The following is a 21,961-nucleotide window of genomic DNA, read 5'->3' as shown; positions in this document are numbered from 1 at the left end:
CCAACAGCATCGGCAGCCCACCCCAAGGTCCCGCGGCACTGCACGGCGCCCAGACCCGCAATCGGCGCCCATGCCCGCGAGGCCGCGCCGCGAAGATATCAATGCAAGACGGGCCTGTAGGCCGGATTCTGTACACCGGGTTGCCCCGGCGGACGATCATTCCTCTGCGCGGATCATTGCTGAGCCGCTGTAGCCATCTACCCGCATGCTTGGACGGAGCCGCCCTTCGCGGCCCGAAGACCGCACGCATGCCTATTTGATGTTGCTCCGGGTAGAGGTTGCCGCGTTTCACCCTGCGATGCCGCCGCCCGTTACCGGACGGCGCGATACGGAGATGGCCGTACCTGTGCGCGTCGCCGCGCCCGCCCCGCAGACTCGTCTCTGTGGCCCTATTCCTCGACATCGCCCTAAGACGACGCCGGACGGCCGTTAGCCGCTACCCTGCCCTGTGGAGTCCGGACCTTCCTCGATGGATTCGCATCCACCGCGATCGTCCAGCCCGCCTTGCGCTGCGTATTCTAGTACACCCCGCGACTCCGTCCCCGTGAGGCAAGGGCCGAGGCTTCCTGCGACAATACGCGCTGATTCCCGCATCGACGCCGCAGACACGATTCCTACATGGCCCTCGCAACCCTCATTACCCTGACAGACATCCAGCTGGCCTACGGCCATCACCCGCTGCTGGACCATGCCGACTTCTCCATCCAGGCCGGCGAACGCATCGGCCTGATCGGCCGCAACGGCGCCGGCAAGTCCTCGCTGCTCAGGCTGCTCGATGGTCGGACCCTGCCCGACGATGGCGACATCGCTCGCAGCTCGGGCCTGCGCGTGACCACCGTCGAGCAGGAACCCGAGTTGGATGAGAACGCCACCGTGTTCGACGTGGTCTGCAACACGGAAGGCGAACATGAAGACTGGCAGCGCCCTTCGCGCGTGCGCGCCGTACTGGAAAAACTCGGCCTGCCCGCGGACGCGCAGATCGCCGGCCTGTCGGGCGGCACGCGCAAGCGCGTGGCCCTGGCCCGCGCGCTGGTCGACGAACCAGATCTGCTGCTACTGGACGAACCCACCAACCATCTGGACTTTGACGGCATCGCCTGGCTGGAAGACATGCTGCGCAACTGGAAAGGCGCCGCCGTCATCATTACCCACGACCGACGCTTCCTCGACGCCGTGGCGACCCGCATCGTCGAACTGGACCGCGGGCGCCTGCTCAGCTTTCCCGGCAATTTCTCGCAATGGCAGGAGCGCAAGGCCCAATGGCTGGAATCCGAGCGCCTCGAACAGGCGCGCTTCGACAAGCTGCTGGCCCAGGAGGAAGTGTGGATCCGCAAGGGCGTGGAGGCCCGCCGCACCCGCAACGAAGGCCGCGTGCGTCGGCTCGAGCGCCTGCGAGTCGAACGCGCCGAGCGCCGCGAGCGCGTGGGCAACGTCTCGCTCGCGCTGGCCGAAGGCCAGCGCTCCGGCAAGCTCGTCGCCGAACTCGAACACGTCGGCAAGCGCTTCGGCGACAAGACCGTGGTGGACGACTACTCGACCACCATCCTGCGTGGCGACCGCATCGGCATCATCGGCCCCAACGGCGCCGGCAAGACCACGCTGCTGAAGCTGATCCTGGGCGAGATGACGCCAGACAGCGGCAACACGCGCATGGGCACCAACGTCGAGGTCGCCTATTTCGACCAGATGCGCGCCCAGCTCGACGAGAACGCGACGCTGGTGGACATCATCAGCCCGGGCAGCGAGTGGGTGGAGATCGGCGGCACGCGCAAGCACGTCATGAGCTATCTGGGCGACTTCCTGTTCTCGCCGGCGCGCGCCGGGTCGCCGGTGCGCAGCCTGTCGGGCGGCGAACGCGCGCGCCTGCTGCTGGCGCGGCTGTTCGCACGCCCGGCCAACGTGCTGGTGCTGGACGAGCCCACCAACGACCTGGATATCGAAACGCTGGAACTATTGGAAGAGCTGTTGCAGGAATACTCGGGCACCGTGCTGCTGGTCAGCCACGACCGCGCCTTCCTGAACAACGTCGTCACGCAGACCATTGCTTCGGAAGGCGACGGCCGCTGGCGTGACTATGTGGGCGGCTACGATGAATGGCTGGTCCAACGCCCTGCGCCCGCCGCGCCGGCCGCCGACACGGACAAGGCTTCCAAGCCGGCGCTCGACGAAGCCGCCGCGCGCGCCAAGGCCGCCAAACCGAAGCCGGCGCGCGCCGCGAAGATGAACTCCTGGGAACTGCGCGAACTGGAAGGCCTGCCCGACGCCATCGCCGCGCTCGAGGCGCAGCAGGCCGAGCTGGCCGGCAAGCTGGCCGACGGCAGCCTCTACCGGGACGCGCCGGCGGAGGTGGAGCGGATCAACGGCGAACTGGCCAAACTGGAGAGCGAACTGGAAGAGAAATTCGCCCGCTGGGAGCTGCTGGAAGCGCGGCGAGAAAGCGCGCTCTGACCACCGCGCGGTGCATGAAAAAGCCCTGCTTATATATATAAGCAGGGCTTTTTTCTACGCGGATCATTTCGGCCGGCCATCCCTGCCCGACACTCAGACCTGAGCGCGCCAGGCCAATGCCTCGCCGGCGGCCAGCGGCACCAGGGAAGTATTGCCGAAAGGCACTTCGTCCGGCACCTGATAGGTTTCGCGGACCAGCGTCAGCTTGCCGGTATTGCGCGGCAGCCCGTAGAAATCCGGGCCATGGAAGCTGGCGAAGCCTTCCAACTTGTCCAGCGCGCCCGCCGCGTCGAAGGCAGTCGCGTAGAGTTCCATCGCATGCAGGGCGGTGTAGCACCCAGCGCAACCGCAGGCATGCTCCTTCAGGCCGCGCGCATGCGGCGCGCTGTCCGTGCCCAGGAAGAAGCGCGGACTGCCGCTGGTGGCGGCCGCGACCAGGGCCTGGCGATGCGTCTCGCGCTTGAGGATGGGCAGACAGTACCAATGCGGCCGCACGCCACCCTGGAAGATCGCGTTGCGGTTGTACAGCAGATGCTGCGGCGTGATGGTGGCGGCGATCGGCCCTTCGGCGTCGCGCACGTACTCGGCGCCTTCCTTGGTCGTGATGTGTTCGAACACGACCTTCAAGGCGGGGAAGGCGCGGCGCAACGGCTTCATCACGCACTCGACGAACACCGCCTCGCGATCGAACACATCGATGGCCGGGTCCGTGACTTCGCCATGCACCAGCAAGGGCATGCCGCATTTTTCCAGCGCTTCCAGCGCCTTCGCGCATTTACCCAGCAGATCGGTGACGCCCGCGTCGGAGTTGGTGGTCGCACCGGCGGGATACAGCTTCACCGCATAGACCTGGCCGGATTCATGCGCGCGGAAAATCTCCTCACCCGACGTGTTGTCGGTCAGATACAGCGTCATCAGCGGCGTGAAGGCGTCGGCGTTGCCGCCCGCCTTGGCCAGGGCCTGCAGGATACGGCCGTGATAGGCGATCGCCTGCTCGGTCGTGGTCACGGGCGGCTTGAGGTTCGGCATGATGATGGCGCGCGCGAACTGTCGCGCCGTATCGGCGACCACGGCTTCCAGTGCCGCGCCGTCGCGCAAGTGCAGATGCCAGTCGTCGGGGCGGGTGATGGTGAGTTGCTTGATTTGCGCAGTAGACATGGGTCGCTTCTTGCTTAATCCGCCAGGGGCATCCCCCGCTCGGCCAGCGCGCAGAACATCGCACTGCCCAAGGGAATGACGGCATCGTTGAAATCAAAATGGGAATTGTGCAGCACGCAGCCGGAATCCGCTCCGCCCTGCCCCAGCCGGAAATACGCGCCGGGCTTGGTCTGCAGCATGAAGGAGAAGTCTTCCGAGCCCATGGAAGGCGTCAGGTCTCGAACCACGTTTTCCTTGCCGATCATCTCGGTCGCGATGTCGGCGACGAGGTTGGCGTGCTGCGGGGTGTTCAGGGTCGCCGGATAGATACGTTCGTAGATGAGCTCGGCGCTGCCGCCGAAGGCGCCCGCGATCGCCGTCACCAATTCGCGCATGCGCGTCTCGACCATTTCCTGCACTGATTTGCGGAAGGTGCGGACCGTGCCAACCAGCTTCGCCTCGCGCGGAATCACGCTCATGGCGCCGGGATGGCCGGCCTGCATGGAACCGATGGAAACGACGGCCGAATCCAACGGATTCACATTGCGCGACACGATCGTCTGCAAGGCGGTGATGATCTGCCCGGCGATGGTGACGGGATCGATGGTCTGATAGGGATGGGCGCCGTGTCCGCCACGACCCGTGATCTGGATCTCGAAGCGATCTGCGGCCGCCATCATCGGGCCTGGATTGATACCCACCGTGCCAGGTTTCAGGCCAGGCCAGTTGTGCAGGGCATAGATCGCATCGCACGGAAAGGTGTCGAACAAGCCGTCTTCCAGCATGGCGCGCGCGCCGCCGCGGCCTTCCTCCGCGGGCTGGAAGATCAGCACGGCGGTGCCATCGAAGTTGCGCGTCTGCGCCAGGTACTTTGCCGCGCCGATCAGGATCGCCGTGTGTCCGTCATGGCCGCAACCGTGCATCAGGCCAGGCTTGGTGGACTTGTGCCCGAACTCGTTGTCTTCAGTCATTGGCAAGGCATCCATGTCGGCGCGCAAGCCGATCATGCGTCCACTGTCGCAGCGCTTGCCGCGAATCACGCCGACCACGCCGGTCTTGCCGATGCCACGATGCACTTCGATGCCCAACGCTTCCAGCGCGCCAGCCACGATGCCCGAGGTGCGCACCTCCTCGAATCCCAGCTCGGGATGGGCGTGCAAATCGCGCCGCAGCGCTGTCAATTCGTCATGAAAAAGCCGAATTGATTCCAGGGGAGACCTTGCGTACATAGGAGGTTACACAATGATGTGGTAGGTGGGACCAGTCTGTATATTTTAGTTGCTACAGAGGATAAATGCCTTTGTCTTTACGGGAGAGACACGTTATGCTCCGGCCGCAGGACAATTTTTCCAACAGCCAGAGAAGGAGCGCCGCATTATGGCCACAACCTCCAAACCCGCGACCGCGCGCAAGCCGAACGCTGCATTCATGAAGCCCCTGACCCCGAGCGCCGAACTGGCTGCTGTCATCGGTTCGGAAGCCGTGCCGCGTACCGAGGTCACCAAGAAGATCTGGGAATACATCAAGAAGCACAACCTGCAAGATGCCAGCAACAAGCGCAACATCAACGCCGATGCCAAGCTGCGCCCGATCTTCGGCAAGGATCAGGTCACGATGTTCGAACTGACCAAGCTGGTCAACGCACATCTGAAGTAAGCAGGCTAAGGGCGTACGGCGTACGTCCCTGCCTCTTGCCATTGCGACGCCCAGGCTTTGGTCCGGGCGCATCGCTCACACAGCGCCGGCGGTTCATCGCCAGGCAGCATCCCAGCCCTACGGGCAATCAAGCAAGCCAGCACCTTTCGCGTTTAACACGGATGAAATCCGTGGCATTGCCGATCGCGTGATAACCCCCCACTAGCTCGAAACCCGCGTCGATATTGACTCTCCGCGTGGCTCTCAAGATTTGCGATGTCGATGCCGAGCAGGCGGCGCCGTGCTTGAATCAGCGATACTACGACGGTCGCGTGATGCCAGCATCCGCGATGCTGAGCTCCTGATGGATGCAGACTTTCATGTGCGGACATGCTGCCCGCACAGCGCCGTAGGTGCCAGGCCTCGCCATGTGATGGAACGCCGTGACAGGCGACGCAGCGCTCGTGCTGCCCCACAGCGCTCCACAGGTGCGGCGCCAATGACAAGGCCGGCAATAGCCGGCCTTGATTTGATGGACTCAAATCCGCATCAGGCGTAATGCGTCGGCGCGTTGCCCTCCAGCAGCGCCAGCAGGCCCTTGATCAGGCGGTACAAGACCCAGACCACCGTCGCGGCCAGGCCGATCCAGCCGATGAAGATATACACGGCCAGCGCACTGATCGCCATCCACAGCAGCGCCCACCAGAACGTGCGCAGCAACCAGTCGAAGTGTGCGGCGTAGAACGTGCCAGCCACGTCGGCGCGTTTCAGATACATCAGCACGACGGACGCCAGCGTGGCAATGCCCAGAAAACCGCTGCTGAGAAAGCCGAGCGCATACAGGCCATAGGCCACGTAGGTCAGCGTGCGCAGGTCCAGTTTCGTACCGGGCACGGGGGTCTGGGTATCACTCACGATAACGCTCCAACGAATAGATTCCGATCAATCTTACCGCACAAACACCCCCCATCCACGGGCGTTGTTATTTATGCACAATGAGGATTGGCGCGGGTTTCCGGGCCATTGCGTATCGATCTCAGGCGTTTGCACTAGGCACTCGGCACTTCTGGCCAACGTACCTTGCCATGCAAGCTCGGCACCGGGAATCGAGTTGGCCTGCCTGTTGTTGTCCCTGAAAGCATGACTGCTGCATGTCGTGTCACGATGACAACCAGCTTGACGAGCACAAGTAGCGGCGCCTCTGAACCTGGAACGCGATTCTTTGCGCGTTTCCGAGCTGCCCCCCTCAAGAGCGTACATGCTGGCGCGAGAGCTCGCGCAATCGGCGGGGCGACCGCTTGCGGGCAAAAGCGACTATTCGAGAGTGTGGTCGAAGCGGCTTTTCGAGCTGCTGTGACGGCCGCAGAGCTAGAAGCGCATCGGTCTCTACGTACTCCTGGCTCATTTTGGCTGGCATTGGCATGAAGAGTAGCGGCACGATGCACGGCAGCATGCGGCCGATCGCGTGCCGATGCGTCGGCTGAGCGAGGACTTCCTGCCATCTTGCGGCAGGCCGTGGAACGGATCAGCGCGTTTCTGGCTGCCAGCCCGGGCATGCCGTGCCGTAGTCAGAAGCAGACCTTGCCCCGCTCAAGGGCAGCAATCCTGAGGAAGTAGCTGGCGTTAAAGCCTCTCTGCAAATCCGAGGCGCTTGTAGCGTCCGCATCCCGGATAGACCGGTGCGGCCCGCATTCCCGCCAGAGCCTCGCGGACGGGGCGTGTGGTCACCAGCAGGCGACCCGCATGCGGCCGCGATGGCAGGCGCCCGGTTCGCGCGCACAGCGATGCAACGTAAAAGGCCCCGCGGCGCGAGCCGCGGGGCCTTTCTTGTGTTCATGTCTTGCGCGAGCCATGGCTGTAGCGGGCCTGTGCCTGGCGCTGGTCTGTCCGCCCTCGAGGCGCCACAGCATTTGCGTGCGCACAAAAACAAAACCCCGCAGCGGTGAGCTGCGGGGTTCTGAGCAATAAAAGCCTGACGATGACCTACTTTCACAGACGTCCGTCCACTATCATCGGCGCAAAGTCGTTTCACTGTCCTGTTCGGGATGGGAAGGAGTGGGACCAACTCGCTATGGTCGTCAGGCGTAACCGGTTGAGCGCGCGCCTAGGGCATGCGCTCCAATCTTGGAAGAAACACAACAGGCGCATCAGAGAGTTCTCTCGATGATCGCGCACTCGGGTTGTAATCGATGTTGGCTGGCTGCTGACGGGGCAGCCAGATTTTGTATTGAACGACACTTGTATACGCTATACACCAGGTCATAACCATCAGTGTTATAGGATCAAGCCTCACGAGCAATTAGTATCGGTTAGCTTAACGCATTACTGCGCTTCCACACCCGACCTATCAACGTCCTGGTCTCGAACGACTCTTTAGGGGGATCAAGTCCCCGGGATACCTAATCTTCAGACGAGTTTCCCGCTTAGATGCCTTCAGCGGTTATCTCTTCCGTACTTAGCTACCCGGCAATGCCATTGGCATGACAACCGGTACACCAGAGGTACGTCCACTCCGGTCCTCTCGTACTAGGAGCAGGCTCCGTCAAGTATCCAACGCCCACGGCAGATAGGGACCAAACTGTCTCACGACGTTTTAAACCCAGCTCACGTACCTCTTTAAATGGCGAACAGCCATACCCTTGGGACCGGCTACAGCCCCAGGATGAGATGAGCCGACATCGAGGTGCCAAACACCGCCGTCGATATGAACTCTTGGGCGGTATCAGCCTGTTATCCCCAGAGTACCTTTTATCCGTTGAGCGATGGCCCTTCCATTCAGAACCACCGGATCACTATGTCCTGCTTTCGCACCTGTTCGACTTGTCAGTCTCACAGTCAAGCACGCTTATGCCATTGCACTATCAGCACGATTTCCGACCGTACCTAGCGTACCTTCGAACTCCTCCGTTACACTTTGGGAGGAGACCGCCCCAGTCAAACTGCCCACCATGCACTGTCCCCGATCCGGATAACGGACCAAGGTTAGAACCGCAAACAAACCAGGGTGGTATTTCAAGGATGGCTCCACGTGATCTAGCGACCACGCTTCAAAGCCTCCCACCTATCCTACACAGGCCGGTTCACAGTCCAATGCAAAGCTACAGTAAAGGTTCATGGGGTCTTTCCGTCTAGCCGCGGGTAGATTGCATCATCACAAACACTTCAACTTCGCTGAGTCTCAGGAGGAGACAGTGTGGCCATCGTTACGCCATTCGTGCAGGTCGGAACTTACCCGACAAGGAATTTCGCTACCTTAGGACCGTTATAGTTACGGCCGCCGTTTACCGGGGCTTCGATCAAGAGCTTGCACCCCATCACTTAACCTTCCGGCACCGGGCAGGCGTCACACCCTATACGTCGACTTTCGTCTTTGCAGAGTGCTGTGTTTTTAATAAACAGTCGCAGCCACCGATTCTCTGCGACCCCATCATGCTAAGCGCGCAGGCGCTTCACACTACCGGGGTATACCTTCTCCCGAAGTTACGGTATCAATTTGCCGAGTTCCTTCTCCTGAGTTCTCTCAAGCGCCTTGGAATATTCATCCCGTCCACCTGTGTCGGTTTGCGGTACGGTCTCGTACAGCTGAAGCTTAGAGGCTTTTCTTGGAACCACTTCCAATCACTTCGCAAGCTATGCTCGCTCGTGCCATACCCTTGATTTACGCGCCCGGATTTGCCTAAGCGCCATCTTCGATACAGCAACAGGGACATCCAACACCCTGATGATCTTCCGCGATCCGTCCCCCCATCGCACTGTACGACGGTGCTGGAATATTAACCAGCTTCCCATCAGCTACGCATCTCTGCCTCGCCTTAGGGGCCGACTCACCCTGCGCCGATGAACGTTGCGCAGGAAACCTTGGACTTACGGCGAGGGGGCTTTTCACCCCCTTTATCGCTACTCATGTCAGCATTCGCACTTCTGATACCTCCAGCAGCCTTTACAAGCCACCTTCGCAGGCTTACAGAACGCTCTCCTACCGCGTGCACAAAGTGCACACCCGCAGCTTCGGTTTATCGCTTAGCCCCGTTACATCTTCCGCGCAGGACGACTCGATCAGTGAGCTATTACGCTTTCTTTAAAGGATGGCTGCTTCTAAGCCAACCTCCTGACTGTCTATGCCTTCCCACTTCGTTTCCCACTTAGCGATAATTCGGGACCTTAGCTGGCGGTCTGGGTTGTTTCCCTCTTGAGTCCGGACGTTAGCACCCGGTGCTCTGTCTCCCAAGCTGTACTTGCAGGTATTCGGAGTTTGCCATAGTTTGGTAAGTCGCCATGACCCCCTAGCTATAACAGTGCTCTACCCCCTGCAGTAATACTTGAGGCACTACCTAAATAGTTTTCGGAGAGAACCAGCTATTTCCAGATTTGTTTAGCCTTTCACCCCTATCCACAGCTCATCCCCTAATTTTTCAACATTAGTGGGTTCGGTCCTCCAGCACGTGTTACCGTGCCTTCAACCTGGCCATGGATAGATCATCTGGTTTCGGGTCTACACCCAGCGACTGAATCGCCCTATTCGGACTCGCTTTCGCTACGGCTTCCCTATTCGGTTAACCTTGCCACTGAATGTAAGTCGCTGACCCATTATACAAAAGGTACGCAGTCACCCCTTACGAGGCTCCTACTGTTTGTATGCATACGGTTTCAGGATCTATTTCACTCCCCTTCCGGGGTTCTTTTCGCCTTTCCCTCACGGTACTGGTTCACTATCGGTCGATCACGAGTATTTAGCCTTGGAGGATGGTCCCCCCATCTTCAAACAGGATTTCACGTGTCCCGCCCTACTTTTCTTACGCTTAGTTCCACACTCAAGATTTCATCTACAGGGCTATCACCTGCTACGGCCGGGCTTTCCATCCCGTTCGATTATCCTGAATGCTAAAACGTAAAGGCTCTTCCGATTTCGCTCGCCACTACTTTCGGAATCTCGGTTGATTTCTTTTCCTCGAGCTACTGAGATGTTTCAGTTCACCCGGTTCGCTTCCACTGACCTATGTATTCAGTCAGGGATACTCCTTGCGGAGTGGGTTTCCCCATTCGGATATCTGCGGATCAAAGCTTGTTTGCCAGCTCCCCGCAGCTTTTCGCAGGCTACTACGTCCTTCATCGCCTGTGATCGCCAAGGCATCCACCATATGCACTTAGTCGCTTGATCCTATAACGCTGTAGGCTATAGGACCTGAGTATTAGCGTTTGTGCCGTTCATAAGTTTCAAAGCAGTCTGAAGTTATTCACTTCAGTCTTGAGAACTTGGAACAAAATTAATGCAATCACAACCCGTACCCATCTTCATCAGCCAAGCTGACTACTCGATGAGCACATTTTGTTGTGCTTCTTCCAGATTGTTAAAGAACAAATATAGCTGTCAGGTAAAACCTAACTCATAAAACCGTCTGCAATCTGCACACGACGCTATGAGTTAGCCTCTACTTCTCACCAGGCGATCAACCTTCGTCAATCAGTGGTGGAGGTGAACGGGATCGAACCGATGACATCCTGCTTGCAAAGCAGGCGCTCTCCCAGCTGAGCTACACCCCCATATCCCACGACGCTTACCGCGCCCTGCGAATACCTGGTGGGTCTGGTTGGATTCGAACCAACGACCCCCGCCTTATCAAGACGGTGCTCTAACCGACTGAGCTACAGACCCAAAACCTTCTCGGATCAGTAGTCAGAAGTCATGGACACAGGGAGGAATCCCTCTACCCAAGCCCACAACCGATCCCAGCTATATCAAACAACCGATAAGAGTGGACGCTTAACACGAGCACTAAGCTCTGAAAGGAGGTGATCCAGCCGCACCTTCCGATACGGCTACCTTGTTACGACTTCACCCCAGTCATGAATCCTACCGTGGTAATCGCCCCCCTTGCGGTTAGGCTAACTACTTCTGGTAAAACCCACTCCCATGGTGTGACGGGCGGTGTGTACAAGACCCGGGAACGTATTCACCGCGACATGCTGATCCGCGATTACTAGCGATTCCGACTTCACGCAGTCGAGTTGCAGACTGCGATCCGGACTACGATCGGGTTTCTGGGATTGGCTCCCCCTCGCGGGTTGGCGACCCTCTGTCCCGACCATTGTATGACGTGTGAAGCCCTACCCATAAGGGCCATGAGGACTTGACGTCATCCCCACCTTCCTCCGGTTTGTCACCGGCAGTCTCATTAGAGTGCCCTTTCGTAGCAACTAATGACAAGGGTTGCGCTCGTTGCGGGACTTAACCCAACATCTCACGACACGAGCTGACGACAGCCATGCAGCACCTGTGTTCCGGTTCTCTTGCGAGCACTCCTAAATCTCTTCAGGATTCCAGACATGTCAAGGGTAGGTAAGGTTTTTCGCGTTGCATCGAATTAATCCACATCATCCACCGCTTGTGCGGGTCCCCGTCAATTCCTTTGAGTTTTAATCTTGCGACCGTACTCCCCAGGCGGTCAACTTCACGCGTTAGCTGCGCTACCAAGGCCCGAAGGCCCCAACAGCTAGTTGACATCGTTTAGGGCGTGGACTACCAGGGTATCTAATCCTGTTTGCTCCCCACGCTTTCGTGCATGAGCGTCAGTGTTATCCCAGGAGGCTGCCTTCGCCATCGGTGTTCCTCCGCATATCTACGCATTTCACTGCTACACGCGGAATTCCACCTCCCTCTGACACACTCTAGCTCGGTAGTTAAAAATGCAGTTCCAAAGTTAAGCTCTGGGATTTCACATCTTTCTTTCCGAACCGCCTGCGCACGCTTTACGCCCAGTAATTCCGATTAACGCTTGCACCCTACGTATTACCGCGGCTGCTGGCACGTAGTTAGCCGGTGCTTATTCTGCAGGTACCGTCAGTTCCACGGGGTATTAGCCCGCGACGTTTCTTTCCTGCCAAAAGTGCTTTACAACCCGAAGGCCTTCATCGCACACGCGGGATGGCTGGATCAGGGTTGCCCCCATTGTCCAAAATTCCCCACTGCTGCCTCCCGTAGGAGTCTGGGCCGTGTCTCAGTCCCAGTGTGGCTGGTCGTCCTCTCAAACCAGCTACGGATCGTCGCCTTGGTGAGCCGTTACCTCACCAACTAGCTAATCCGATATCGGCCGCTCCAATAGTGCAAGGTCTTACGATCCCCTGCTTTCCCCCGTAGGGCGTATGCGGTATTAGCTACGCTTTCGCGTAGTTATCCCCCGCTACTGGGCACGTTCCGATACATTACTCACCCGTTCGCCACTCGCCGCCAGACCGAAGTCCGCGCTGCCGTTCGACTTGCATGTGTAAAGCATCCCGCTAGCGTTCAATCTGAGCCAGGATCAAACTCTTCAGTTTAATCTCTGTATAAATTCGTATTTCTTAGTTCCGAAGAACCGAGTCATACGTCGCTACTCAAAGGAAGTGAGGTATGTTCTTAGACTTGACATCTAAGGCACTTCACTTCTAGTGAGCACTTGATTTCTTGTGCTTGCGATCAAACCAGGTAAACCCGGCCCGATCACTGCGCACTCGCATCAAGCGCCCACACTTATCGGTTGTTTAATTGTTAAAGAGCGGTACTGCCAAATTCTGTACTACTTCGCCTCAACTGCCGTTAACTTCAGCGACTTTCGAAGAATCAGGTCTTTCAACCCGCTTTCGCGTCGCTGCTGTCTCAGCAGCAGAGAAACGAGATTATGAAGAAGTTTTTATCGCTTGTCAAGTCAGCGTCGCGTTTAATTTCGCTTCACCCACTTGACGGCGACCCCTTCAGGTCTCGCCGGAAAACCCTTTCGGATCTCCCTCTTAGCAGCTATCGAAACATCAGGGTATTCCCTAACCTTTCGGCAACCGCCAAGCCCGAAACTATAACACAACTTTTGCAGATTATGCAACCGGCTTTTGCCTAATTTGCATCCTATCTTGCAACCCTGCTTTCTGGTCGCCTGTGCTTTCGCTCAAACTTCCTATCCGCAGCTTCGATTCAATTTGCATCGCATCGAAGGTTGGCTACACCTCGGTTGGCTTGCCATCTTGTTCAGACTGCCCACCCGGGTTAACCCTGAATCAACATCACCAGCCAAGCCCAAAACTATAACACACTATTGCAGTCTGTGCAACTGGCTTCTGCCTGATTTGCACCGAACCTTGCAATAACCGCTTGGCGCTCAACGCCCCGAAGGACCTCGTTTGCCGCTGCGGCAGATCGCTGGAAAAACCAACAACCCGTTGCGTCCTGCTTGGCTTCGCGGTTCAGAAAACTGCTTGAACTGCGAAGGAGCGAGACTATAGCACGGAATTTGAATCTGTGTCGCCGCTATGACACCTTTTTTGCAGAAACATGAAAAATATGGGGAACGATCCCTGATTTGACCAGCGGATCTGTCGCGAACGCCCTGCCCAACGGCATCACAGGCTGCTACTACCTACTCTGGGTCGCCCAGAGCCCCCTCTGTACCTACCTATATATATAGGTAGATAGTGAATGGCGCCTCTCTATGTAGAAGGAAGCGCATTCCTGACCCAGCCGGCCGGCCGCGCGCACCGGCTCGGGACGCATTCCCTGAAGAAGCTAACCGTCCCCCAATGGCTCTTCCCCGACCTACAAGCGCAGTTCCGTTGTCTCCTTGATCTGCTGTAGCGCGAAGAAGGAACGCATGTCCACCACGGCGGGATGCCGCATCAGCGTGTCCATAGCGAATCGGGAGAAATGCGCCAGGTCAGCCACCTGGATACGCAGCAGATAGTCCATGTCCCCCGACATGGCATAGCACTCCACCACCTCGGGCCAGAGCTGCACGTCGCGGGCAAAGTCGCTCATCGGTGCGTGACTGGACCCGCTGTACTTGTTGAGCCGGATGTTCACATAGGCCAGCAGGCCCAATCCAACTTTGCCAGCGTCGATCAGCGCGACGTATTTCTTGATGAACCCCTTCTCCTCCAGGCGCCGAACCCGGCGCAAGCACGGGCTGGGCGACAGGGAAACGCGGTCTGCCAGCTCCTGGTTGCTGAGCCTGCCATCGCGCTGCAACTCGGCAAGAATCCTGATATCTGTCCTATCCAGTTCATTGTCAGACATTTTCAACCCTTAAATTTCCAAGTACGGCAATTTAATTGCCGAGACTACTGCCTTTCGCAGCATGTTTGCAATAGTCTGCCTGCCTTTCCTACCTACAATCTCCAGCCTAGACTTGAAGAACAAGTCGTCCGCAAAACGATGCAAGGGAGCAGACTTATGAGCAGCGCTTTCCAACCCTGGGACAACCCGATGGGCACCGCCGGGTTCGAGTTCATTGAATATGCCGCGCCGGACCCCGCCGCGCTGCGCAAGGTGTTTGAACTGCTGGGCTTCAAGGCCATCGCCAAGCACCGCCACAAGGACGTGACGCTGTATCGCCAGGGCGGCGTCAACTTCCTGATCAATGCCGAGCCGGATTCTTTCGCGCAACGTTTCGCCCGTCTGCACGGTCCGTCGATCTGTGCCATCGGATTCCGCGTCCAGGACGCCGCCAAGGCCTACAAGCGCGCACTGGAACTGGGCGCCTGGGGCTTCGACTCGCACAGCGGCCCGATGGAGCTGAACATTCCCGCCATCAAGGGCATCGGCGATTCGCTGATCTACCTGGTGGACCGTTGGGCCGGCAAGGAAGGCCACGGGGGCATCGGCGACATCAGCATCTATGACGTGGACTTCGTGCCGCTGGACGTAGAAAACGCCCAGGCCGACCTGAACCACCGCGGCGCGGGCCTGACGCTGGTGGACCACCTGACGCACAACGTGCACAAGGGCCGCATGGCCGAATGGTCGGAGTTCTACGAGCGCCTGTTCAACTTCCGCGAAGTGCGCTATTTCGACATCGAAGGCAAGGTCACGGGCGTGAAGTCCAAGGCCATGACCTCGCCGTGCGGCAATATCCGCATTCCGATCAATGAGGAAGGCACGGACGAGAAGGGCCAGATCCAGGAGTACCTGGACCTGTACCGCGGCGAAGGCATCCAGCATATCGCCATGGCGACCGACGATATCTACGGCACGGTCGAAGCGCTGCGCCAGAACGGCGTGGTGTTCCTGGATACGCCCGAGACCTACTACGAACTGCTGGACCGCCGCCTGCCGAACCACGGCGAGGACGTGTCACGCCTGCAGAAGAACCGCATCCTGCTCGACGGCGCCCCCGGCGGCGGCCTGCTGCTGCAGATCTTCACCGAGAACCAGATCGGCCCGATCTTCTTCGAAATCATCCAGCGCAAGGGCAACGACGGCTTCGGCGAAGGCAACTTCAAGGCCCTGTTCGAATCGATCGAACTGGACCAGATGCGCCGCGGCGTACTGAAAACGGTGGAATAAGCACCCGCTCTTCCCCTGTCGGCGCCGCCGCTCGGGCGGTAGCGCCGGCCTTGAAACCTCGCCAAGCGGCGAGGTTTTTTTTCGCCGGATGCGGAACCGGCGGGCCCATCGGCTCAGCGCTGCAGGCGATCCTGGAATTGCTTGCGGAACTTCGCCACCTTCGGCGCGATGACGAACTGGCAATAGCCCTGTTCCGGATGCAGCTCAAAATAGTTGCGATGGTAGTCCTCGGCCGGCCAGAACGTCGCCGGCGCCAACAGCTTGGTCACGATGGGCGCATCATAGATTTTCTGCGCATCGACCTCGGCGATGACGGCCTGGGCCTGTTCGCGCTGGGTTTCGTTCTGCCAGAAAATCGCGGACTCGTATTGCGGACCGACATCGTTGCCCTGACGACCCGGCGTGGTGGGATCATGCGTGGCAAAAAAGACGCGCAGCAGATCGCCATAAGACAGCACTGCCGGATCGAATTCGACGCGTGCCACTTCGATATGGCCGGTATCCTTGCGGCAGACCTGCTCATAGGATGGCTGGTCAACGTGGCCGCCGCTATAGCCCGGCAGCACGCTGACAACCCCGCGCAGGTCGGTCAGTACCGCCTCGACGCACCAAAAGCAACCGCCACCTAGGACGGCGACTTCCTTTCCAGGAGATGCTTGTTCTGCCATGACGGCTCCTTCCATAGGAAAAACGGGCAGACCGCCCGGCCCGGCCGTCACACGACCGGGCGAATAGATGAATAGAGACTACTGCTTGGCGGGCGCCAGCGACAAGATCCATTCGGCCAGCTGGCGCGCATCTTCGGCGCTGACCTGCGTCTGGGCCGGCATGGGCACGGCTCCCCAGGCGCCGCGACCGCCGCCCCGGATCTTGCCAGCCAGATAATCCACCATGGCATCGCCCTGGCCGGCATAGCGCTCGGCCACGCTCTTCAAAGGCGGACCGACGCGCTTGGCCTCGACCTGGTGGCAAGCCATACAGGCCTTGCTCTTGGCCAGGTCCAATCCGGTGGTCTGCGCCTGCGCCGCGGCGGCCGCGCCCAGCACGCCGATCACGGCGGCCATCAAACTACGCTTCAAATGCATCGGTTACTGCCCCACGGCTCGCGGTGCTGGCGAGCTTGCCGAACTTGGCAAGCACACCGCGTGTATAACGCGGCTTGGGCGGGACCCAGGCCTGGCGACGGGCCGCCATTTCCTCGTCGCTGACATTGAGCTGCAGCAGCAGCTGATGGGCATCGATGGTAACCGAATCGCCCTCGCGGATCAGCGCGATCGGGCCGCCGACGAAGGCTTCCGGCGCGACGTGCCCGACCACCATGCCCCAGGTGCCGCCGGAAAAACGACCGTCGGTGATCAGGCCGACGGTCTCGCCCAGCCCCTGCCCGACCAACGCCGACGTTGGCGCCAGCATCTCGCGCATCCCCGGGCCGCCCTTGGGGCCTTCATAGCGAATCACCACCACGTCGCCATGCTGAATCCTGCGGGCCATGATAGCCTCCATGGCATCGTCCTCGGAGTCGAACACGCGGGCCGGCCCGGTGATGACCGGGTTCTTCAGGCCGGTGATCTTGGCCACGCAGCCTTCCGGCGACAGATTGCCCTTCAGGATGGCGAGGTGGCCCTGCGGATAGAGCGCGCGGTCCAGCGGCATGATGACGTCCTGGTCGGCGCGCGGCGCGTCGGGCACATCCACCAGTGTTTCGGCGATGGTCTTGCCGGTGATGGTGATGCAATCGCCATGCAGCAGGCCCGCATTCAACAACAGCTTCATGACCTGCGGAATGCCGCCGGCGCGGTGCAGATCCGTCGCGACGTAACGTCCGGAAGGTTTCAGGTCGCACAGCACCGGCACGCGCTGGCGGATGCGCTCGAAGTCATCGATAGTCCATGGCACTTCAGCCGCATGGGCAATGGCCAGGAAATGCAGCACGGCATTGGTGGAACCGCCCGTGGCCATGATGACCGACACGGCGTTTTCGATGGATTCGCGGGTGATGATGTCGCGCGGCCGCAGCCCGCGCCTGACGGCATCCATCAGCACGCGCGCCGACTCCGCCGCCGAGACGACCTTTTCCTCGTCCTCGTTGGCCATGGTGCTGGAGTAAGGCAGACTCATGCCCATGGCCTCGAAGGCCGAGCTCATGGTGTTGGCCGTGTACATGCCGCCACAGGAACCGGAGCCCGGAATGGCGCATTTCTCGATCTGCTTGAAATCGGTCTCGTCCATGCGGCCCATGGTGTACTCGCCCACGGCCTCGAACACGGAAACGATGGTCAGGTCCTTGCCCTGGTAGCGGCCCGGCTTGATGGTGCCGCCATAGACGTAGATGCCGGGCACGTTCATGCGCGCCAGCGCGATCATGCCGCCGGGCATGTTCTTGTCGCAGCCGCCGATGACGACCACGCCATCCATCCACTGGCCCTGGGCGGCGGTCTCGATACAGTCCGCGATGACTTCGCGCGACACCAGCGAATACTTCATGCCCTCGGTGCCCATGGACATGCCGTCCGAGATGGTCGGCGTGCCGAACACCTGCGGATTCGCCTTCGCCCGACGGATGGCGTCGATGGCGGCGTCGGCCAGCCGTTGCAGACCGCTATTGCACGGCGTGATGGTGGAATGGCCGTTGGCGACCCCGATCATGGGATTGTCGAAGTCGGCTTCCTGGTAGCCCAGCGCGTAATACATGGCGCGGTTGGGCGCCCGCGCGACGCCATGAGTGATATGGCGGGAACGTTCGTTGTTCGGCATGGTCTGGTCTCCTGACGACCGCCACGGCGCGCGGCGGCAAAGCCGGATAAGGGCGGACCCGCGCGGGCACGCCGTGCTGCAGGCTCGCCGGTTATTATCATTCAACTTCATTCTGCCGGGCGGAACATGCTGCAATATCCCGAATTCGATCCCGTTGCCTTGCGGATCGGCCCCGTCGCCATCCACTGGTACGGCCTGATGTATCTGGTGGGCTTCGCCCTGGTCTACCTGCTGGGCCGGCGCCGCATCCAGAGCGGCCACACCACGACGCTGACCACCCGCGACCTCGAAGACGTGATCTTCTACAGCGTGCTGGGCGTGGTGCTGGGCGGCCGGCTGGGATATGTGCTGTTCTACAAGCCGTCGTACTACCTGTCGCACCCGCTGGAAGTGCTGTATCTGTGGGAAGGCGGCATGTCCTTCCACGGCGGCCTGATCGGCGTGATCCTGGTGATGTTCCTGTTCGCACGCAAGAAGGGCCTGCCCTTCTTCGCCATCAGCGATTTCATCGCCCCGATGATTCCGCTGGGCCTGGGATTCGGCCGCCTGGGAAACTTCATCAACGGTGAACTCTGGGGCCGGCCGAGCGACGTGCCCTGGGCCATGGTGTTCCCGCAAAGCGGCGACGGCCTGGCGCGCCATCCGTCCCAGCTCTATGAGCTGGGCCTGGAAGGCATCGTGCTGTTTGCACTGATGTGGTGGTTTTCCAGCAAGCCGCGGCCCCTGGGACAGGTGAGCGCGGTCTTCCTGATCGGCTACGGAACGTTCCGCTTCCTGGTGGAATTCACCCGCGAGCCGGACAACTTCCTGGGCCTGCTCGCGGGCGGACTGAGCATGGGACAGTGGCTGTCCCTGCCGATGGTGGCGCTGGGCGCCATCCTGTTCAGCCTTACTGCAAAACGATCGTCCCGTTGACGGCGACGCTGACCGTCACTTCACCGGATTCCAGGGGAACGTCCGCGCTGTAGGCGGCGCCGCCCCCGGCGTCCTTGGCCATCGCCATCATGCGCGGCATCGGGCCAGGGCCGCCGGAGCCGCCAAGCTCAAGCTTGCTCAGGCGGTAGCCCGAAAATCCAAAAGCGTTGGCGGCGGCCAGCGCCCGGTCCTTGAAGGCTTGCGCCGCTTCCTTGAGCAGCTTGCGCTCCTCGGCCTCGCGCGCAGCGCGCGACAACGAGAAACTGATGCTGGAGATCGCGGTCTTGTCCGACAGCTTCGACGCCAGCGCGGCGGCGGCCTCGAAATCCTTGGACTCCAGGATTACTTCGCCCTGCCCGCGCCAGCCGGCGATCTTGCCCTTGCTGCCGGTATTGGGCCAGACGTTGTAATTACCCGTGCGCACTTCGACGCCCTTGGTGTCGCGCGCCCGCTTGACCACGTCGTCCAGCAGCGCACTGAGCTTCTTGCCCGTAGCCGGCTGGTCCGCCCCCTCCACCTCGGCAGCCAGCGCGATACGCACCGTGTCCTGCTTGACTTCGGATGACGCGGTGGCTTGCAGGCTCAGTTCGGGCGAGCGGTTGGCGGCGGCCTCGGCGGGCGCCGGCGACGCGGCCGGAGCCTGCGTTTGAGCGAAGACGGGCTGCGCCACGGAAATGGCGGCCACGGCGGCGCATGCCGCGCTGAGCCTGGTCAGCGTAGTAACGGTGTTTTTGAGCATGAACTGGTCCTAGGAGGGAGGACGATGGGAGGCACCCGAGGCGGACCTGCGCTCATGGCAGGCCCGCTGGGATAGATGCCCCGCCTGTGCCGTCTAGGCCGGCATCTCGAACCCTGAGGTTCAAGGTGGTCGCGTTCCGAGGAGCTTCGGGTTCGTCTACGAGAGACAATCACACCTGCTCCGCACTCCCGCAACCAATATGCCATAAGACATAGGTTCAGAGAATGTATGGCCAGGTCACGAGCACGGCAGGGACAAACTGAAAAAACAGACGGCACCAGGTGCCGGTACTAGAACGTCAGAGCAGCTTTTCCTGGCCCGAGAGGGCGTCGTCCAGCGTCGCGTTCATGTCCTCGATTCTACGCTTGAAGTCGCCGACCGCCAAACCGCCCAGCGGACCGTCGGGCGCTTTCATGGCCAGCAGCTCGCCAGCGATCTGCAGCGCGGCCATGACAGCGATGCGTTCGTTGCTGGAAACCTTGCCCGTGCCCTGGATGCGCAGCATGAGCTGGTCGACATGGCGAACCGCCGCGACCAGCGTGGGTTTTTCCTCGGACGAGCACGCCAGGGAATAGTCGCGCCCCAATATGGTTACGTCTACGCGTTCCATCAGTGTTGCTCCCCAGCCGGCGCGCCCGGCAAGCGGGCCAGCACGGCGTCGATACGCTCGCGCGCGGCCACGGCCGCGACGCGCAAGCGCTGCAATTCGGCGTCACGGTTTTGCAGGTTGCCCTGCAGTTCCGCTTCGCGGGCCGTGAAGCGCGCTTCGAGCGCCTGGCGCTCGGACGTTTCGCGGGCCAGCTGTTCGCGTAGGGCGGTTTCCGCGCGCTGGGCCTCGGCCAGCATCGAGGAAACTTCTCCGTCGTGGTCCTGCAGCTTGGCCTGCAGGGCAACGATTTCAGCCTCGCGTTCGGCGGCGCGCTGCTTGAGCGCGCGTTGCTCGGCTTCGGCGTCGTTCAGGCGCAGGCGCAGCGCGTCGCGCTCGGAGTGCAGGTGCCGGGTGCGTTGCACCAGTTGCCCGATACGGGCAGCGAGTTGGTCTAGGTCTTGCAGCATGGGCGCTATCGTAAACCATCCAGGGGTGATCCGGGCCACTACACGCAAGGTGAGAAACCCAGCAATATTCAGTAGGAAATCAGGGGCTGCGATTCATGGGCATGAAGCGAGCGGCCGGCACGTTAACCGATTCCCGGTCAGCCAGGAAAGTCCCTCGCATGCGAAAGCCGCCATCCTTCCGATCGTCTGCTTTCGCATTTCTTTCTATAAACTTTCACTTTGCTTTCAATCAGCCCACAAACCTCCTGACCCGTTACATCTCGGGATCAGGAGTTCCCCAATTTTAGGGAAAACCCCAGGCTTTCACCTAGCTTACAGGGTTTGCATCGTGCCGGGCGTCAATTACCATTCGCCCTTTCAAGAAGGCACTCCCAAGCTTTCAATACATAACTAATGGCACGCCGGAGTGCCTTTTTTGTGCCTGTCACTTGCCTTTCGGCGACCCGACAGACCACAAGCTTTTTTCTACATGCTGTAAACAGGAGCCAACCACATCATGCAGCTACGCAATCGACAGGATTTCTGGTCGGGGGTGATGTTCATCATCCTCGGGCTGGGATTCGCCTGGCAGGCCAGCAGCTACCAAATGGGTACTGCCGCCCGCATGGGCCCAGGGTATTTTCCTTTCTGGCTCGGCATCGTGCTGGCGTTGTTGGGCGCCGTGGTGTTGCTCGGCGCGCTGTCCAAGAAAGCCGAGGAAACGCATGTCGACAAATTCGACTGGCGCATCGTGTTCCTCGTGGTGGGCTCGGTCGTCGTGTACGGCCTGGTGCTCAAGCTCCTGGGCGTGTACATCTCCGTCTTCATCCTGGTCCTCATCAGCAGCCTGGCCAGCCATGAATTCAGCCTGAAGGTCGCCGTCGCCAATGGCATCTTCCTGGTGGTCTTCACCTACTTGGCGTTCATCAAGGGGCTGGGGCTGATTTTCCCGCTGTGGCCGTCGTTTCTGGGTATGAATTGAGGAGCTAACG

At 60.1% G+C, this 21,961-nt stretch carries 15 protein-coding genes, 2 tRNA genes, 3 rRNA genes and 2 other RNA genes; 5 read left to right on the top strand and 17 right to left on the bottom strand.

Features of this window, described 5'->3' with window-relative positions; genetic code table 11:
- Positions 1-101: 101 nt before the first annotated feature.
- Positions 102-506: RNase P RNA component class A (gene rnpB / locus C2U31_RS08720), an RNA gene on the bottom strand.
- 112 nt (positions 507-618) lie between these two features.
- Here rnpB and C2U31_RS08715 point away from each other — a divergent pair.
- The gene (locus C2U31_RS08715) at positions 619-2,448 is read left to right on the top strand and encodes an ATP-binding cassette domain-containing protein (protein WP_103272484.1); all 1,830 of its coding nucleotides are present in this window, start codon (positions 619-621) and stop codon (positions 2,446-2,448) included.
- Between the two features lie 93 nt (positions 2,449-2,541).
- Here the strand turns inward: C2U31_RS08715 and pyrC are convergent, their stop codons facing one another.
- Positions 2,542-3,606 (bottom strand): dihydroorotase, encoded by a 1,065-nt coding sequence (pyrC, locus tag C2U31_RS08710; protein ID WP_103272483.1) that lies wholly within the window; start codon positions 3,604-3,606, stop codon positions 2,542-2,544.
- Between the two features lie 14 nt (positions 3,607-3,620).
- Entirely contained in the window at positions 3,621-4,814 is a 1,194-nt protein-coding gene (locus tag C2U31_RS08705; RefSeq protein ID WP_103272482.1) for a M20 aminoacylase family protein, read from the bottom strand.
- A 148-nt stretch (positions 4,815-4,962) separates the two neighbouring features.
- On the opposite strand from C2U31_RS08705, the gene C2U31_RS08700 reads away from it, so the two are divergent.
- Complete coding sequence (locus tag C2U31_RS08700) at positions 4,963-5,241, top strand: SWIB/MDM2 domain-containing protein (protein WP_006217453.1); 279 nt, start codon at positions 4,963-4,965, stop codon at positions 5,239-5,241.
- Positions 5,242-5,769: 528 nt separating this feature from the next.
- Here the strand turns inward: C2U31_RS08700 and C2U31_RS08695 are convergent.
- The 7 genes from C2U31_RS08695 to C2U31_RS08665 form a co-directional block, all read right to left on the bottom strand.
- Positions 5,770-6,135, bottom strand: a complete 366-nt coding sequence (locus C2U31_RS08695) for a hypothetical protein (RefSeq protein WP_199770974.1) — start codon at positions 6,133-6,135, stop codon at positions 5,770-5,772.
- Positions 6,136-7,190: 1,055 nt separating this feature from the next.
- Positions 7,191-7,303, bottom strand: a 5S ribosomal RNA gene (gene rrf, locus C2U31_RS08690).
- A gap of 195 nt (positions 7,304-7,498) precedes the next feature.
- Positions 7,499-10,378 (bottom strand): 23S ribosomal RNA (locus tag C2U31_RS08685).
- A 307-nt stretch (positions 10,379-10,685) separates the two neighbouring features.
- Positions 10,686-10,761: transfer RNA gene (locus C2U31_RS08680), tRNA-Ala, on the bottom strand.
- A gap of 35 nt (positions 10,762-10,796) precedes the next feature.
- A tRNA-Ile gene (locus C2U31_RS08675) sits at positions 10,797-10,873 on the bottom strand.
- A gap of 130 nt (positions 10,874-11,003) precedes the next feature.
- Positions 11,004-12,534: ribosomal RNA gene (locus tag C2U31_RS08670) — 16S ribosomal RNA — on the bottom strand.
- Together the 16S, 23S and 5S rRNA genes with 2 tRNA genes alongside form the textbook arrangement of a ribosomal RNA operon.
- A 1,246-nt stretch (positions 12,535-13,780) precedes the next feature.
- Entirely contained in the window at positions 13,781-14,257 is a 477-nt protein-coding gene (locus tag C2U31_RS08665; protein ID WP_103272480.1) for an Lrp/AsnC family transcriptional regulator, read from the bottom strand.
- A 156-nt stretch (positions 14,258-14,413) separates the two neighbouring features.
- On the opposite strand from C2U31_RS08665, the gene hppD reads away from it, so the two are divergent.
- Positions 14,414-15,526: a 4-hydroxyphenylpyruvate dioxygenase gene (gene hppD / locus C2U31_RS08660; protein WP_103272479.1), complete on the top strand. Its 1,113-nt coding sequence runs from the start codon at positions 14,414-14,416 to the stop codon at positions 15,524-15,526.
- 113 nt (positions 15,527-15,639) lie between these two features.
- On the opposite strand, the gene msrA is transcribed toward hppD, so the two are convergent.
- The 3 genes from msrA to ilvD all read right to left on the bottom strand — a co-directional run bounded on the left by msrA (position 15,640) and on the right by ilvD (position 18,280).
- Positions 15,640-16,194 (bottom strand): peptide-methionine (S)-S-oxide reductase MsrA, encoded by a 555-nt coding sequence (msrA, locus tag C2U31_RS08655; protein WP_103272478.1) that lies wholly within the window; start codon positions 16,192-16,194, stop codon positions 15,640-15,642.
- 78 nt (positions 16,195-16,272) lie between these two features.
- Positions 16,273-16,611: a c-type cytochrome gene (locus C2U31_RS08650; RefSeq protein ID WP_199770973.1), complete on the bottom strand. Its 339-nt coding sequence runs from the start codon at positions 16,609-16,611 to the stop codon at positions 16,273-16,275.
- Positions 16,595-18,280 carry a dihydroxy-acid dehydratase gene (ilvD, locus tag C2U31_RS08645; RefSeq protein WP_103272477.1) on the bottom strand — a complete coding sequence of 562 codons (1,686 nt, stop codon included), beginning with the start codon at positions 18,278-18,280 and terminating at the stop codon, positions 16,595-16,597. The genes C2U31_RS08650 and ilvD overlap by 17 nt, the downstream gene beginning before the upstream one ends.
- A 126-nt stretch (positions 18,281-18,406) precedes the next feature.
- Here ilvD and lgt point away from each other — a divergent pair, with 126 nt between their 5' ends.
- Positions 18,407-19,195, top strand: a complete 789-nt coding sequence (gene lgt / locus C2U31_RS08640; RefSeq protein WP_103272476.1) for a prolipoprotein diacylglyceryl transferase — start codon at positions 18,407-18,409, stop codon at positions 19,193-19,195.
- On the opposite strand, the gene C2U31_RS08635 is transcribed toward lgt, so the two are convergent.
- From C2U31_RS08635 to C2U31_RS08620, 4 genes are all read right to left on the bottom strand, one after another.
- The gene (locus C2U31_RS08635; protein WP_103272475.1) at positions 19,170-19,934 is read right to left on the bottom strand and encodes an SIMPL domain-containing protein; all 765 of its coding nucleotides are present in this window, start codon (positions 19,932-19,934) and stop codon (positions 19,170-19,172) included. The genes lgt and C2U31_RS08635 overlap by 26 nt on opposite strands.
- A 73-nt stretch (positions 19,935-20,007) precedes the next feature.
- Positions 20,008-20,192: non-coding RNA, 6S RNA (gene ssrS, locus C2U31_RS08630), on the bottom strand.
- 40 nt (positions 20,193-20,232) lie between these two features.
- Complete coding sequence (locus tag C2U31_RS08625) at positions 20,233-20,544, bottom strand: cell division protein ZapA (protein ID WP_103272474.1); 312 nt, start codon at positions 20,542-20,544, stop codon at positions 20,233-20,235.
- Positions 20,544-20,990 carry a hypothetical protein gene (locus tag C2U31_RS08620; RefSeq protein WP_199770972.1) on the bottom strand — a complete coding sequence of 149 codons (447 nt, stop codon included), beginning with the start codon at positions 20,988-20,990 and terminating at the stop codon, positions 20,544-20,546. The genes C2U31_RS08625 and C2U31_RS08620 overlap by 1 nt, the downstream gene beginning before the upstream one ends.
- Positions 20,991-21,486: 496 nt before the next feature.
- On the opposite strand from C2U31_RS08620, the gene C2U31_RS08615 reads away from it, so the two are divergent.
- Positions 21,487-21,951, top strand: coding sequence for a tripartite tricarboxylate transporter TctB family protein (locus C2U31_RS08615; protein ID WP_103272472.1), 465 nt, complete (start codon positions 21,487-21,489; stop codon positions 21,949-21,951).
- The last annotated feature ends 10 nt before the right edge of the window (positions 21,952-21,961 follow it).

The organism is Achromobacter sp. AONIH1, assembly GCF_002902905.1.
Taxonomy (GTDB): domain Bacteria; phylum Pseudomonadota; class Gammaproteobacteria; order Burkholderiales; family Burkholderiaceae_B; genus Achromobacter.
This window is presented reverse-complemented; position numbering and strand designations above follow the sequence as displayed.